The following is a 16,124-nucleotide window of genomic DNA, read 5'->3' on the forward strand; positions in this document are numbered from 1 at the left end:
GCGTCCTGGACGGACGCCGTTCGGCATATCCATCGCCGCATCCGGCCATCCTACGGCGCGGCTGCGGTCCCGCCAAGTCAACCGATGGCAGGGGTGGTCCGGTAACGCTTGAGTCTGGCGAGCGTGTCTGGTCCGCTCGCCGGGTCTGTCGTCAATGCTTCATGCAGCTGCCGCTTGCAGCTTTGGCGAAAGGATCCATCGACTGATTCAGGCAGCGCCGGGCCTCGCTGGGCGTCTCCGACGACGGCTGCACGGTCAGATGCACCGTGGTGGGTTTGCCCGGCGCGTAAATGCTGTTCTGCAGCAGCGGGTTCAGGGGCAGTGCAAAGCTGTTGATACCGACGCGACCGTAGGAAGCGCTCGACGCGAACGAGATCGAGGATGCGCCGCCCGGCACGCTCGACATGAGGATCGCGCCGGTTCCCTTGGCCAGGGTGGGCAGGATGTAGTTGCCAAGCAGAGTGCCGCTGTCGGCCAGGAAATCGGTCGAAGCGAGTGTGGCCGATACGCCGATGCCGCTGCCGGGTCCGGCATCGGCATAGGTGCCGGTCGTCTGATTCACGGTCGCGCCCTGGCCGGACACGAAACCGCTGAGCAGGAAGTTCGACGCATTCAGGCGTGCACTCGTCGTGCCGTCGAATGACTTGGTCGGGTTTCCGGTGAGCGTCACGGTGAGCGGACGAGCCGTGATGTCGGCGGTAGTGACGATGCCGGTCACGGTGTAGTCGGCGGCGGAGCTGCCCGACAGAGACAAGCCCGAGATCGTGACGGACTTTCCGGTCCCGGCATTGGCGTCAGCGAAGTTCGCCGTGCCGCCGCTGGTCACCAGATTGACGGAATCGCCGGCGACGACGCCGGAAAGCGAGCCGAAGCTGCCGATGGTCGCGGCGGCGGTGCCGTCGTAGACCTTGTTGTCGACGGTCAGACCGGAGAGCGTCAGCGCTTTGGGATCGATGGTCAGCGCGCCGCCGACGTACGTGATGCGGTAGCCCTGCTGGTCGGACCACAAATCCGGATTGTAGCTGCCGACATGGACCGCGCCGGCGTACGCATCGCCGAGGCCGAACAGATGACCGGAGGTGTCCGCGCCCGTCACTGAGTAGGTCGGGTTGAGCAGACCGAAGGTGCCGCCGGTGTAGGTCTGGTGCTGATCCGGAGCGGTCACCGTGAGCGGGGTGAGGAACACGTTGAGCAGCGGCATGGTGTGGCCGTCATAGATCACCCACACCGGCGACGAGCTGAAGTCGAATCCGGTGAAGCTGGCTTGCTGCAGTATCTGTGCGCCGGTCAGTCCGGTGGTGCCACTGGTGGTGGCGCCCGAATAGGCGGCACCGATACCGGCGGTAGCGCCGGAGGTGTCGGTGTCCCAGTAACTGGTGCTGACTGTGCCGGAATTCTGTCCCACCAGCGCACCGACGTCGCCGGCGCCGCTGACGCTGCCGGTGGCGTAGCTGTTGCTCGTGGTGCTGCCGATCAGCATCGAGCCGACCAGTCCACCGATGGCGGTGGAGGCGACGCCACTGTTCAGGCCGGCCACGCTGTCGGTGGCGTAGCTGTCCTTGATGGTGCCGCTGCTCTGTCCCACCAGTCCGCCGGCGCCGTGCTGGGCCACGGCCACGCTGCCGCCAATGGCGTAGTCATATTCCACTGTGCCGTCACTGCGACCGACCAGCGCGCCGGCCAAGCCCAAGCCGTTGATGCTGCTGTTCAGCAGACCGACATCCCGCAAGGTGCCGCTGGAGTAGCCGAACAGACCCACGTAGTAGGTGCCTGGCCGGTTGACGGTGAGGCTGGAGATGGAGTGCCCCAATCCGTCGAAAATGCCGGTGAAGTGCGTAGTGGAATCACCAATAGGCACGAAGCCCGCGCCATTGTTCCAGGTGGAAGTGCCCGAGGCGTCGATATTGTTGCCCAGCACGTAGTCGAGGCCCAGCCCGGTGCTGTTCATGTTCTGCAGCTGGGCGAGGCCGGTAATCACCTTGTACTGCGCGGGCGTGGCGCTGGTGTCCGTACCCAGGATCACCGAACCGCTGTAGGTGTCGAAACTTGCGTTGCTCAGCAGGTAAGGCGTGGTCTGGTTGCCGGCGTTGGCCCACATGCTGCTGTTGAAGCCCGAGGGTAGTGCGGCAGACAACTGCGCGGTCGTCAGGCCGCCACCGCCGGTGACGGTGGCGGCGTTGTTGCCGATACCGGTGGCGAGGCCGGTGCTGGTGTCCCAGTAGCCGTTGGTGATGACCGCGCCGTTCGAATTGCTTCCGACCAGCCTGCCGAAGTGGTTGGTGCCGCTGACGCTGCCGGTGGCATAGGCGTTAGTGATCGTGGAGTCCGCTGTATTGGAACCCACCAGTCCACCGACCTCATGGGTGCCGACGACGTTGCCGGTGGCGTAGACATCGCTGATCGTGGAGCTATTGGAATTGAGTCCGACCAGCCCGCCGATCTGCCACTTGCCGGTGACGTTGCCGGTGGCATAGGCGTTGTTGATCGCGCCATTGGAGTTGTAGCCGACCAGCCCGCCAATGTCCTGTTCGTAGTTGCCGGAGCCGGTGACGTTGCCGGTGGCATAGACGTTGCTGATCGAGCCATTGGTGTTCAAGCCGACCAGACCGCCCACAAGGGAATTGCCGGTGACGCTGCTGGTCGCGTAGGCATCGGTGATGGTGCCGAGATTGGCGCCGGCCAGTGCGCCCACACAGTAGGAGCCGGTGACACTGCCACCGGTGACACCGATATTGCGTACCACGCCGCCGCTGCCCACCACGCCGAACAGGCCTACATAGCTGGCGGACGGCCGGTTGATGGCGAGGTTGCTGACGGTGAAGCCCAGGCCTTCGAACACGCCTGTGAACGCATTGGTGAAGTAGTTGTTGCCGAACGGCACGAAGCCGGCGCCGCCGTTCCAATTTGCCGTGGCCGAGGCATCGATGTTGTTGCCCAGCAGGTAGTTCAGCCCCAGCCCGGTGCTGTTGATGTTCTGCAGCTGAGTGAGGTTGACGATGACGTTGTAGTAGGTCGGCGTGGCGCTGGTGTCCGTGCCGAGGGCCACGTGGCCGCTGACGCTGGGCAGGCTGGTGTTGGCCAGCAGATACGGCGTGGTCTGGTTGCCGGCGTTGTCCCAGTTGCTGGAGGCGAAGCCCGAGGGCAGGGCGGCGGCGAGCTGTGCGGTGGTCAGCCCACCGCCGCCCGTCACTGTGCCAGTGAGGTACCCGTAGCCGGCATTGGTGCCCTTGCCGGTGGTGGTGGTGTCCCAGTAGCCGTTGGTGATGGTGCCGAAAAGAGCGTCTTTTCTTCCGACCAGCCCGCCGACGTCGCTGCTGCCGCTGACCTTGCCGGTAGCGTAGACATTGCTCACCGTGCTGGCATACACGTATCCCAGCAGCCCGCCGACGATGGATCCGCCGCTGACGTCGCCGGTGGCGTAGGCGTTGCTGATCGACCCATTGCTGCTGTATCCGATCAGGCCACCGATTCGGATGCCGTTGCCGTTGCCGCTGACGTTGCCGCTGGCGTAGACGTTGCTGATCTTGGAGCTGGATCCAAGGTTGAGTCCGATCAGGCCGCCGACTTCAGAGTCGCCAACGACGTTGCCGGTGGCATAGGCATTGCTGATCGTGCCGGTGTTCTGGCCGACCAGCCCGCCGGTGTTGGTAGTGCCGTTGACGTTGCCGGTGGCGTAAGCGTTGCTAATGGTGCCGCTGTTGACGCCGACCAGTCCGCCGGCGCTGTCGTTGGTGGACGTTGTGCTCACCGTGCCGGTGGCGTAGGCGTTGTCGATGGTTCCGCCGATGGCGTACCCGACCAGTCCGCCGGCATAGCGGATGCCGGTGACGTTGGCGTTCACCATGCCGATGTTGCGGATGGTGCTGTTGCTGGTGTAGCCGAACAGGCTCGCCGCAAACGCGAAGCGGGCGACCGTGGTCAGGTTGCTGACGGTGTGGCCCAAGCCGTCGAACCGGCCGGTGAAGGTGGAGCCGCCGCTGCCATCGCCGATGGGGTCGAAGCCGTAGTAGCCGCCAAAGCCATCGGGGTTCCAGTTTGCCGTGGTCGAGGCATCGATGTCGGCGCCCAGGACATAGTTGGCGCTCATGCTGCCGCCGGTCACCCCTTGCAGGGTCATGGTGCTGGGCGTGGTGCTGGCATCGCCCGCGGTGCCCAGGCTGGTGATGATGGTGTAGCCGATCGTGCTGCCAGACGTACCCATCTTGATGGAGAAGCTGCCCGTGTTGGCCAGGTTGATCGGCGCATGGACGATGTAGTCGGATGCCACGCTGTTGATGACGCCGCTGGCCGAGCCCTGGCCGTACTCCAGCGCCAGTCCGGCGGTGCCCGAGCCGTTCATCGCGGTGTTGACGACGATGTCGCGGTAGGCGTTCAGGGTGAGTGTGTTGGCGCTCCAGGCAACCGTGTCGTTGACGAAGATGTCGCCGTTGCCGGCGGTGCCGCCGGTGGTGGACTGGATGGTGACGTTGCCGCCGCCCAGCGCGGTCGATAGCGCCGCGCCGGTCATGTCGCCGCCGGATGCGGCGATGGTGAAGTCCTGCGGGTCGATCAGCCAGTGGCCGTCGGCGCCGGATGCGGCGTGGGAGGTGACGGTGGCGTCGCCGGCGATCTTGACGTGGGTGCCGGAGGTCTCGATGAATCCGCCGTCGCCTCCATTCGGGGCGGAGGCATCCAGAGTGCCTCCGACCTGCACGGTACCGCTGTCACCGCCCAGCAGTTCGATGGTGCCGTCGTGATCGGCCACCGTCTGTGCCTGGATCTGCCCGCTGTTGTTCACCACCGTCTGCAGCAGTGCGTCCCGCGCCTTGGCGCTCAGGATCACTTTGCCGCCGTCGGCGCGGATCAGGCCGCCGTTGTGGGCCAGTGCATTCAGTGCCGCGCCGCTGACTTCGAAGTTCAGCAGGTGGTTGCCCGTTAGGGTCAGCGAGACGCGATCGCCGGCACCGAGCGCCGCAGCGCCACCCGGCGTGACGATGCTGCCGTGGTTGCTGACGTTAGCGCCGAGCAGGGCGACATAGCCGCCGTCGTGGGCGCGAAGACGGCCGTCATTGCGCACGCCAGCCGTGCTGGCGCCCGTGAAGTGGTAGTTGCCCGAGAGGAAATCCTGATTGGCGATGTCCAGCGTGGACGCCACGATGCCGCCCACGTCGACGCTTGTACCGGGAGCGAAATAGATGCCATTGGGATTGACCAGGAATACCTGGCCGTTGGCGTCGAGGTGTCCGTAGATCGCACTCGGGTCGCTGCCGAGCACGCGGTTCAGCGCGACGCTGGAGCTGCCCGGTTGATCGAAGCGGACGGTGTAGCCCGACCCGATGTCGAAGGATTGCCAGTCGATAATGGCGTTCTGGCTGGTTTGGTGGACGGTGAGGGTGTCGCTGTTCTGTGTGATTGCCGCCTGTCCGCCGACGACCTGTCCGCCGACGGGCAGCGGCGTGGCGGGTGCTGCAAGGGCCGGTTGAGTCGCGGGCGTTGTGCTCGGCGACGTGCTGCTCAGGTTCGGGAGAAGCTGTTGGGACAGCGGTGGCCGCGCCAAGGACAGCGCCGGGGCAAGCCCGAGGGCCGCCAGCAGGGCGGCGCGGAGCGGGCGGATGCGCACGCGCCGTTCGCCGCGTCGCACGATACCTCCGTGCTTGCCGCGGGCGATTTCACTCACCGCGACCAGCATGCCGAGGGTGTGATTCCAGACCAGTCGATAGATGTGATTCATGGATCGTTGCCTCGGATGTCTACAGGTCGATGCTCACGCGGCCCCAGAACTCGCCATCGGCACGGGTGCCGTCCGGGGTGCGTGTGTTGCCCAGGCCGTGGACGTAGGTCAGGCTGGCCTGGACGCGGCGTTCGAAGCGGTAATCCAGCCCCAGGCCGGCACCGCTCAGATGCGTGGACTGCGGTGAGCCGGAGGCCGAGCCGCGACGCCAGGCCCTGCCGGACTGCAACAGGAAGCTTCCACTCAGGTGCTGTGCGCCGACATCGAGCAGGGCGTGGGCCAGTCGCACGTCGAGCAGCACGCCGGCATCGCCGCCACCGGCGCTGACCGGTGCGCTCATGACGGCATACGGCCCGCCCAGGTAGAACTGCTGGCTGCCATCGAGCGGGTGGCTGGCCAGCTGGGCTTCGATGCCCGCGTTCAGCGTCCAGTGGGCCGGCAACTTCTGACTGCGCAGCGCTTGCAACTGGGCAACCCAGAAGGCGCCACCGGCTTGCGGTCCGGAGCTGTCGGTCAGGCGGGCATCGGCGTTGTCCAGAGACAGATTGCCGTGGCTGATACTCAGGCCGCCGGAGGTGTTGCCGTGGGCATCGGCGCGCAGGCCGCTCAGGCTCAGGCGGGCCATGCGGATGTGCGAGTGGCCGAGAGTGGATGCGGTGGCGTTGTTCTGGTCGAAACCGTTGCGAAGCAGGTCCAGTCGAACCTGCAGCAGGTGTCCGGGGCGAAGGATCAGCGGGTAGTCCAGATCCACGCCAGCCTGATTGACGCGTCCGCGGATGCCGAGTGCGGCAAAGTCGCCGCCCAGGCGATACAGCGTGCGCGAGCCGTAGACGCCGGCGCGCAGACCGTTGCGCAGATCGGGCGAAGTGAAGTTGAAGCCCCCGGCATGCAGCAAGCCGCCAGCGGAGGTCAGCGCATTGAAGGCGAGCTGCGCGCCGTGTCCGAAGGGATTGTCCAGATTCAGGTTGACGCCGCCGCGTGCGCGACCGGTGCTGGCGTTGCCGTAGTTGTCGGCGAACAGCTGGGTATGCAGGACCGGGGTGCTGTCCAGCTTGACTTGCAGGCTGCTGGTGGCCGGCTGCGCGCCGGGCACCAGGGTGCCGGCCACACGCACGCCGGGCGTGCGGTTGAGCAGCAGCAGACCGCGGTCGAGGTTGTTGTCGGTGATGGTCTGTCCGGAACGCAGGTCGAGCGTGCGGCGCGCCTGCGGCGAGGACAGGCGGGATGCATTGTCGATGCGGATGCGATCGAAGCGTGGCTCGATCACAACCACGCGCACGACACCGTTGCGGATGCTCTGGGCTGGCACGTAGGCATGTGCCAGCGGATACCCGCGCGCGCGATACAGATCGGTGATGCGCTGTGCGGCCTGCTGCAGATCGCCAAGGGTGACGGTGCGGCCATCGAGACTGCGCACCAGCGGTTGCAGGTCAGGAGTGGCAATGAGGGTATTGCCCTGGATCTGCACCAGATGGACCGGGATCGGCGTGGCGGAAGCCGCGCTCTGCTGTGCGGGCGCGGGCAGCTCGATCACCGACTGCGGTGCAGTGGGAAGCGAAGGCGGTGGAGTGGTCTGCTTGAGCACGGTGCCCGCGGGTGGCGCGGTCTGTGCCTGGAGAGCCGTGCTCATGCTCAGGGCCAGCAGTGTGGGCACAAGCAGGCCGGTCAAACGGGTGGTGGTCATCTTCGATGGTCCCTGTTCCAGAGCAGGCGCTGGAAGGGACCGTGTTGTCAGGTCCGGACACACGCATAGGCCGCCTGCACCGGACGGAGCCGATGAAAGCGCATGGTGAGTCCGTTATCCACCCCTTCCTCGAAGTGAAGAGGATAGCAAAACGCATGTGCGCCGTTGCAGGCTTCTTCGCCCCGGTCGTTCGTGGTCTGCCCGCAGCGGGAAAACGCACTGACTCACGACGCGGCGATGGAGGACTCGAATAGTGGCGCAGGTCAGCGCAGCGACAACTTCGGAAATGGCAGGCCGAGCGACGCCCAGGCCCGGGCCACGGCGTCCACTGCGGCATCGCCTCTGGCGATCCAGTCCGGGTGTTGCGCGGCCTTGTCGTGGACATGTACGGGTTCAGGGGCGCCGCCGTCGCTGCTCCATGCCGCACGGTAGTCACGCACCACCGTCTCCAGCTCGGATTTGCCGTACGGCACGATGCGTATTTCATTGCGGTCGCCGAGGAACAGCCCGGAACCGGCCATGCGCAGGTGGAACTGGCTCCAGCTGGTCAAGACGGCATCGATGTAGGGCATTCGGGCGATTTCCTGCGCGCTGTGGCCCAGGTGCATGAGGTCGTTGATGACCCAGTGCTCGATGGCGCTGCGCGGCGCGGCCATCGGGAACAGGCCATCCGCGGGGAGTTCGCCGCCCTTTTCGTAGATGGAGATACAGGCCGGAACCGGGTGACGCACCGTCATGATGTAGTCGGCGCGCCCCTGGCCCAGCAGCATCTTGAAGCTGCCGGCCCAGGCAACCATCTTGTGCATCTTCTTCGGGACCAGCCAGAGACCGTCCTCGCGCTTTGCGGTCCGACGCTGGTAATACAGATGCGCAATCACCAGGAATTCGGCGACCTCGAAGACCGAGTGCTGCAGATGGTAGTAGGGGCGGTCGCCGGCCCAGTCGTACCAGGTTTCACGAAGGTCCGGGAAACCGTCGTGCGCGAGCGCTTCGGAGACATGGGTGTGTTCCAGTCCGATCGTGCGCAGCAGCTCCTTGGTCAGGTAACTGCCGCCGCTGCGCGGGTAGCCGATGACGAAGGCGAATCGGGTGTCCTTGAGGTAGTCACGCACTAGCGGGTAGTTGCCCGACAGCAGGGCGATGGCGATCTGCAGCGTGTCGTTAACGGCGCGCTTGCTCAGTGGCGTCTGCAGCAGGGACTCGTCGAAATCCGGCAGTGCAGCGGGGGTGGCCAGGAAATCCTCGGTCTGATTGGCCCAGTCGTAGGAGCCGTCGGTCCAGTCGGCGTAGCGCTCGTTCATGTCCGCCAGGATGCCGATGAAGGCGGGCGAGGGCTGGAAGCGCAGCTGGATATCGAAGTGCATGGGCGGGTTCCGGCGGGATAGGAGCAGCGTTGTGCATCGGTCATGACGTGTCGGGTACACATGCCGCCACGCATGCTACCCGAGCCGGCGCGTCCGCATCAGCCCAATCCCCGGGCCTGGATGGTCATGTGTCGATGGATGCGCCGATGACCTTCGGCTCGGGATGCAGCAGGATGCCGAAGCGTTCCTCCACGCCACGGCGGACCTTCTGCGCCAGCGCCCACAGCTGATCGCCGCGCGCGCGGCCATGGTTGACGAGCACCAGGGCATGCCGGTTCGAGATGCCCGCATCTTCTTCGCGCAAGCCCTTGAAACCGCAGGATTCAATCAGCCATGCGGCCGACAGCTTCACGGCGTCGTCGGCAATCGGCCACTGCGGCATGTCGGGATGGTCACGCTTGAGCGCCGCGGCGGTTTCGGTATCCACCTGCGGGTTCTTGAAGAAGCTGCCGGCGTTGCCGATGACGGCCGGGTCGGGCAGCTTGCGGGTGCGCAGATGCACCACCGCTTCGGCGACGTGGAACGGCGTGGGCGTGACGATGCCCATGCGCTTGAGCTGATCGCCGATGCCGGCGTAGTCGAGTCGCAGTTCGCGCTTGCGCGGCAGGGCGAAGCGGACGGCGGTGACGATGTAGCGGTCCGGCTCGCGTTTGAACAGCGAGTCGCGATAGGCGAAGGCGCAGGCGGTCCGGTCCAGCGACACGACCTTCCGGGTGGTGCGGTCCCAGGCTTCCACGGCTTCGATGAATTCGGCTACTTCGACGCCGTAGGCGCCGATGTTCTGGATCGGCGCGGCGCCGACCGTGCCCGGGATCAGGATCAGGTTCTCCAGCCCGGCGAAGCCCTGGCTCAGCGACCAGCGCACGAAGTCGTCCCAGCGCTCGCCGGCGGCGACCGCGATGCGCGCGACGTCGCCGTCTTCCTCCACGTGCACGCCGCGCGTGGCCATCGCCAGCACCGCGCCGTGGAAATCGTCCGCGAACAGGATGTTGCTGCCTTCGCCGAGCGCCAGCAGTGGCGTCGAGGCGATGGCGGGCAGCGCCAGCACGTCGGGCAGGCGCGCGGCATCGGTCAGTTCCAGCAGCCAGTCGGCGCGCACGTCCACGCGCAGCGTGTTGCGCGATGCCAGCGAAGCGTTCTCGGTGACGCGGTAGCCGCCCATGTCGACGGCGGGGTTCATGCTATGCATGGGTGTCCTTATTCGGTGTCGGCGTGGTGCTGGCGGCGGATTTCCTCGACGCATTCGCCGAGCAGCCCCGGGCCGCGGTAGATCATGCCGGAGTAGATCTGCACCAGGGCCGCACCCGCACTGATCTTGCCAGCCGCAGCGTCGCCGTCGAGGATGCCGCCGACGCCGATCAGTGGGATGCGTTCGGGCAGCCGTGCACGCATGCCCTGAAGCACGCGGTCGGCGGCGGCCCGCAGTGGGCGACCGGACAGACCGCCCGCTTCGTCGGCATGCGGCGCGCCCTGCACACCGCTGCGATCCAGCGTGGTGTTGGTGCAGATGACGCCGTCGATGCCGCTCTTCTCGAGCACGGCGGCCATGGCGTCGAGTTCCTTGTCGTCCAGATCCGGCGCAATCTTCAGCAGCATCGGCTTGCGCGCGTCGTGCTGGCTGCCCAGCAGCTCCTGCTCTTCGCGCAGGCGGCCGATGAAGGCTTCCAGCTGGGTGTCCTTTTGCAGATCGCGCAGGCCCTTGGTGTTGGGCGAGGAGATGTTGACCGTGATGTACGACGCCAGACCGTAGGCGCGGCGCAGGCCGTGCAGGTAGTCGTTCACCGCCTGCTCGTTGGGCGTGTCGCGGTTCTTGCCGATATTGATGCCGAGTACGCCGTCGTACCGGGACTGCTCGACATTGCGCACCAGCGCGTCGATGCCGGCGTTGTTAAAGCCCATCCGGTTGATGATCGCCTCGTGTTCCGGCAGGCGGAACAGCCGCGGTTTCGGGTTACCGGCCTGGGCACGTGGCGTCACCGTGCCGACCTCGATAGAACCGAAGCCCAACGCACCCAGGGCATCGAGGTGTTCGGCATTCTTGTCCAGACCCGCGGCCAAGCCGACCGGATTGGGAAAGTCGATGCCGAATGCACGTACCGGCAGGTCTTTCGGCGGCGGCGCGATGCGGTGCGCGAAGCCGCTGCGCTGCGCCACGCCAAGCGCATACAAACCCAGGCCGTGCGCGGCTTCCGGGTTCAGCGCGAACAGCAGCGGGCGGAACAGTTCGTACGGATTCATGGTTTCGGTCCGGTCCGGGTTCGGGGCAGCTTAGCGGGTCGTCGTCACGGCTTCAGCCGTTCAGCGACTGGCCGCCGTCCACGGCGAGGATCTGGCCGGTGATCCAGGCGGCCATCGGCGAGGCCAGGAATAGGGCCGCCTGCGCGATATCTTCGGGACGGCCGTAGGCGCCGAACGGAATGCGCGCCAGCGTCGCGGCGTAGCGTTCGGGATCGTTGCGGCGCACGTCGTCCCACAGGCCGCCCGGGAACTCGATCGAGCCGGGCGCGATGGCGTTGACCCGGATGCGCTCGGGCGCCAGCGCCTTGGCTTGCGAGGTCGTGTAATGACTGACGGCCGCCTTCAGCGCCGCGTAGCACGCGCCCTTGGGGCGCGGGTTCATCGCCGCGATGGAACTGGTGTGCAGGATGCAAGGGTGTTCCGACTTGCGCAGGAAAGGCAGCGCGTGGCGCGAGGCGCGCACGGCGGCCATCAGGTCGATGCGGAAGTCGGCTTCCCAACTGGCGTCGTCGTCGTCGTCGAAGCCGTAGCCGCTGGCGTTGTTGACCAGCACGTCGATGCCGCCGAGCGTCTGCGCGGCATTCTCGATCCAGCCCTGCACGGCCTGGGCGTCGCCGAGGTCGCAGGATTCGGTATGCACCGTGCCGCCGTGGGCGCTGAGCGCGCCGTCGACCTCGGCCAGCGCCTGTTCGCCGCGCGCACAGACCGACACCGCCGCGCCCGCCTGGGCGAAGGCCAGGGCGATGCTGCGGCCGATGCCCTTGCTGCCGCCAGCCACCAGCACGCGGTAGCCGGAAAAGTTGAACGTGGTGCGCATGGGAACTCCGGGGCCTTTCTTTTCGAGTCGGCCATTGTAGGACGGCTGCATGGCGAAGGCATGAAAAAGGGGAGCCGGACGCGTGTCCGACTCCCCTCGGTGCCGTGCATGGACGGTTCGATCAGATCTCGAACTTGATGCCCTGCGCCAGCGGCAGTTCCGACGACCAGTTGATGGTGTTGGTCTGACGGCGCATGTAGGCGCGCCACGCGTCGGAGCCCGACTCGCGGCCGCCGCCGGTTTCCTTCTCGCCGCCGAACGCGCCGCCGATCTCGGCGCCGGAGGTGCCGATGTTGACGTTGGCGATGCCGCAGTCCGAGCCGGTCGCCGACAGGAAGCGCTCGGCATTGCGCATGTTCAGCGTGAAGAATGCGCTGGACAGGCCCTGCGGCACGCTGTTCTGCAGCGCGATGGCGTCGTCCAGGTCGCTGTACGGGATCACGTACAGGATCGGGGCGAAGGTCTCGGTGCGCACGATTTCGGCGTCGCCGGGCAGGCCGGTGACGATGGCCGGGGTCACGAAGTTGCCCGGACGATCCAGTTTCTCGCCGCCTGTGGCGACGGTGCCGCCGGCCGCCTTGGCCGCGTCCAGTGCCTTGGTGAAGCGCTCGACCGAGGCCTGGTCGATCAGCGGACCCATCAGCGTGGCGGGATCGGTCGGATCGCCGATCTTGCTCTCGATCTGCTTGTAGGCCTTGACCAGCTTCTCGGTGACTTCCTGGGCGATGGATTCGTGCACGATCAGGCGGCGCGTGCTGGTGCAGCGCTGACCCGCGGTGCCGACGGCGCCGAAGGCGATGGCCGGGATGGCCAGCTTCAGGTCGGCGGTCTCGTCCACGATCATGGCGTTGTTGCCGCCCAGTTCCAGCAGCGAGCGACCCATGCGCTCGGCCACGCGCACACCGACCTTGCGGCCGACCGCGCACGAACCGGTGAAGCTGACCAGGTCGATGCGCTTGTCGTCGACGAAAGTCTGCGCCAGCTCGTTGCTGCCGTCATTGAACAGGTAGAAGATTTCCGGGAAGCCGCCGGCCTTGAGCGCCTCGTTGCAGATCTTCATGGTGGCGATGGCGGTCAGCGGGGTCTTCGGCGACGGCTTCCAGATGCAGATGTCGCCGCAGGCGGCGGCCAGCATGGCGTTCCACGCCCACACCGCGACCGGGAAGTTGAAGGCCGAGATGATCCCGACCACGCCCAGCGGATGCCACTGCTCGTACATGCGGTGACCCGGACGCTCCGAATGCATGGTCAGGCCGTACATCATGCGGCTCTGGCCGACAGCGAAGTCGGCGATGTCGATCATCTCCTGCACTTCGCCGTCGCCCTCGGGCTTGATCTTGCCGTTCTCCAGGCTGACCAGCGAACCGAGTTCGTCCTTGTACTTACGCAGAGCCTCGCCGCACAGGCGCACGGCTTCGCCGCGCTGCGGGGCGGGTGTGGTGCGCCAGGTCTGGAAGGCTTCGCGGGCGCGCTCGACGATGGTCTCGTAGTCGGCGGCGCTGGTGCCGTGCACTTTGGCGATGACCTCGCCGGTCGAGGGGTTGGTCACCTCGATCAGACCGGCGCTGGTATCCGTCGACCACTCGCCGTTGCCCAGGTAGGTGCCTGAATTGACGTCGGAAAGGCCGAGGGCCTTCAGAATCTCGTGCGACATACGTGCTCCTGCGTCGTTGACGGCGGGGATGCCCCGCGCAAAACGAACATTCTATCAGAAGCGTGCAAACGCGCCCGGCAGGCGGACGTGGCGACCCCGGCAGGATTCGAACCTGCGACCTTTCGCTTAGGAGGCGAATGCTCTATCCAGCTGAGCTACGGGGCCTCGTGCGGATCGCGGGCATTCTAGCGGCCCGAGCGCGCAAAACGGAAACGGTGATGCAGTGAAGCGTGGCAACGGGTTCGACCGCTGCCGCGCGTGCGGTCGTTCAGGGAGACAGTTTCACGTTGCCGATGGCCCACAGTCCCTGTGTCGGGTCGCCGGTGGCGATGAAACAAAGGTCGTGCGCGCCGGTCAGGGGCGGCAGTTCGGCATGCAGGGTGGTTTGCAGTTTGGTCCGGGCGGCCGCGGTCAGCGGCATGCGTGCGATGCGCGGGCCGTCGCAGGTGTCGCGGTGTACTTCGAGCGCGCCGTGAGGTGCCGCGGTCGGGCGCTTGATCACGCCGGCGGCGTCCTTCCACAGCGCGTAGTTCCACGGCAGGTTGCCGACGGTCACGGTCAGGTGGCGCATGCCGGCGGTCGGAGCCTGTTTCCAGATCCAGCACATGTCGTTGATGTCCATCTGGTAGAACGGACGCGGGCCGTGCAGCGGGCGGTCGTCCTCGATACGCAGCACGATCTTGTGGGTGCAGGTGTCGAGTTGGTCGCTGCGGCGGGTGTGCAGGGCGGTTTCGTCGATCCGCCGGGTACGCGGCGCGGCGAGGCGGAAGCCGTCGTCGGCGAAGGTGGCGGCGCGCAGCGTAGTGGCGGCGTGCCCGGGCAGCGACAGCGGTGCGTCGTAGCGCGGCGATTTCGCCGTCGGTGCGCGGCCGTCCGTGGTGTAGTGGATCGCGCCCTGGCCGGTCTGGTTGGACAGGGCGACATCGATGGTCCCGTCGCGTCCGGCGGAGAGTGCGAAGCGCGGCGCCCAGGCGCTGTCGGCGTAGTCGATACCCAGCGCGTGGTAGCGGGCCAGTTGTGCCGGCATGCGGTGCAGGAAGTCGCTCCAGTCGTGGCTGTCGGCGGGTGACCAGACGACTTCGGCCAGCGCCGCCAGGCGCGGGAAGATCGCGTGCTGGTCGCGGGCGAAGGTCGGCATGTACTCGGTCCACAGGTCGAGCTGCGCGCCAAGCACGTGGCGCGCCTGCGACGCGTCGATGGCGTCCGGGATCGGGTTGAAGTCGTAGATGTTCTTCAGGCTTTCGACCTGCGGGCGGCCGGCGGGTTCGTCGGGCGCGTCGCTCTGCAAGTGATCGAGGTACAGCACGGGCGAGGGCGACAACACCACGTCGTGGCCGGCGTGGGCGGCTTCGATGGCGCCCTTCACGCCGCGCCAGGACATCACCGTGGCGTCGGCGGGCACGCCGCCTTCGAGAATCTCGTCCCAGCCGATCAGGCGGCGGTGGTGCGCGTCGAGGTAGGCGCCGATCTTTCCGATCATCCAGCCCTGCAGGGCGTTCTCGTCCTTCAGGCCGAGTTTCTTCATCTGTGCCTGCACCGCGGGCGAGGCCTGCCACTGGTCCTTGGCCGCCTCGTCGCCGCCGACGTGGATGTATTTGGATGGGAACAGCGGCATCACCTCGTCCAGTACGTTCTCGAGGAATTTCAGGCTGTGCTGGTTCGGTGCGTACAGCCAGGTGTTGATGCCCCAGTCGGTGGACACGGGCGGACGCTGGCCGGTGACGCCCAGTTCCGGGTAGCTGGCGATGGCCGCCTGCGCGTGGCCGGGGATCTCGATCTCGGGAACGATGGTGACGAAGCGCTGCTGCGCGTAGCGAACGAGGTCGCGCACCTGGGCCTGGGTGTAGAAGCCGCAGTAGGGCTTGTCCGGACTGCCGGTGAGCGCGGCGTCGGGGCCGACCGCCTTGCGGCAGGCGCCGATGCGGGTCAGTTCGGGATAACGCTTGATCTGCAGGCGCCAGCCCTGGTCGTCGGTCAGGTGCCAGTGCAGCACGTCGAGCTTGTGCAGCGCCATCCAGTCGATCAGCTTCTTGATGTCGGCGACGGACTGGAAGTGACGCGCCGAATCCAGCATCAGGCCGCGCCAAGCGAAGCGCGGATGGTCGGTGATGACGCCGTCGGTGAGTATCGCGGGGCCGCGCGCGCCGGGCGTCTGCGTGAGCAGTTGCCACAGCGTCACGCTGCCGTAAAACAGTCCCTGCGGCGCGCGCGCCTGGATGTGTACGCGGTTGTCGCCGATGCGCAGGCGATAACCGGCGTCGCCGGTGATGGCATCGTCGGCGCCGAGCTTCAGTGCGATGACGGCGTGCGGGTCGTCGTGTGCGGCCAAGCACAGATGCAGCCCGCGGGCGTGTGCGATCAGGGCGATGAATTGCCGCGCGACCGAGCGCGTGGCGGCGGTATCGGGCGTTACCGCAATCGTCGCACCGTCGGCGATGCGCGTGTGGCCATGCGCGGCCAGCTGCATCTGCGCCGGGCGCGGGATGATCGACCAGGGCGACGCCGCGGGTGGCGCGGCCGCCTGGGCGGCGCAGGTCAGTAGCAGTGCGGCGAGCAGGGACAGGTGGATTCCACGCATCATCAGTCGGATTCTCCCGGCGCGCAGCGCCATGCGGTTACGGACCGTGCGGTCGCCATCATGCGGCAGGCCGCGCGGT

Annotated in this window: 8 protein-coding genes and 1 tRNA gene; all 9 read right to left on the reverse strand. The window is 66.7% G+C overall.

Annotated features, from left to right (window positions below; all coding sequences use genetic code 11):
- Positions 1–151 precede the first annotated feature (151 nt).
- A complete protein-coding gene (locus tag BTJ49_RS06905; RefSeq protein WP_113064667.1) occupies positions 152–5,710 on the reverse strand; it encodes a GLUG motif-containing protein in 5,559 nt (1,852 codons plus the stop codon).
- A gap of 19 nt (positions 5,711–5,729) precedes the next feature.
- On the reverse strand, positions 5,730–7,394 hold the full coding sequence (locus tag BTJ49_RS06910) for a POTRA domain-containing protein (RefSeq protein WP_113064668.1): 1,665 nt from the start codon (positions 7,392–7,394) through the stop codon (positions 5,730–5,732).
- A gap of 263 nt (positions 7,395–7,657) precedes the next feature.
- Positions 7,658–8,758: a hypothetical protein gene (locus tag BTJ49_RS06915; protein WP_113064669.1), complete on the reverse strand. Its 1,101-nt coding sequence runs from the start codon at positions 8,756–8,758 to the stop codon at positions 7,658–7,660.
- A 124-nt stretch (positions 8,759–8,882) separates the two neighbouring features.
- Positions 8,883–9,920: a UDP-N-acetylmuramate dehydrogenase gene (murB, locus tag BTJ49_RS06920; protein WP_113065073.1), complete on the reverse strand. Its 1,038-nt coding sequence runs from the start codon at positions 9,918–9,920 to the stop codon at positions 8,883–8,885.
- A 35-nt stretch (positions 9,921–9,955) separates the two neighbouring features.
- Positions 9,956–10,996, reverse strand: a complete 1,041-nt coding sequence (locus tag BTJ49_RS06925; RefSeq protein ID WP_113064670.1) for a quinone-dependent dihydroorotate dehydrogenase — start codon at positions 10,994–10,996, stop codon at positions 9,956–9,958.
- 52 nt (positions 10,997–11,048) lie between these two features.
- Positions 11,049–11,813: an SDR family NAD(P)-dependent oxidoreductase gene (locus tag BTJ49_RS06930; protein ID WP_113064671.1), complete on the reverse strand. Its 765-nt coding sequence runs from the start codon at positions 11,811–11,813 to the stop codon at positions 11,049–11,051.
- A 121-nt stretch (positions 11,814–11,934) separates the two neighbouring features.
- Positions 11,935–13,467 carry an aldehyde dehydrogenase family protein gene (locus BTJ49_RS06935; protein WP_113064672.1) on the reverse strand — a complete coding sequence of 511 codons (1,533 nt, stop codon included), beginning with the start codon at positions 13,465–13,467 and terminating at the stop codon, positions 11,935–11,937.
- Between the two features lie 88 nt (positions 13,468–13,555).
- Positions 13,556–13,632, reverse strand: a tRNA-Arg gene (locus tag BTJ49_RS06940).
- A gap of 103 nt (positions 13,633–13,735) precedes the next feature.
- Complete coding sequence (locus tag BTJ49_RS06945) at positions 13,736–16,048, reverse strand: family 20 glycosylhydrolase (protein ID WP_240601762.1); 2,313 nt, start codon at positions 16,046–16,048, stop codon at positions 13,736–13,738.
- Positions 16,049–16,124 lie beyond the last annotated feature (76 nt).

This window comes from Oleiagrimonas sp. MCCC 1A03011 (assembly GCF_003267965.1).
Taxonomy (GTDB): Bacteria; Pseudomonadota; Gammaproteobacteria; order Xanthomonadales; family Rhodanobacteraceae; genus Oleiagrimonas; species Oleiagrimonas citrea.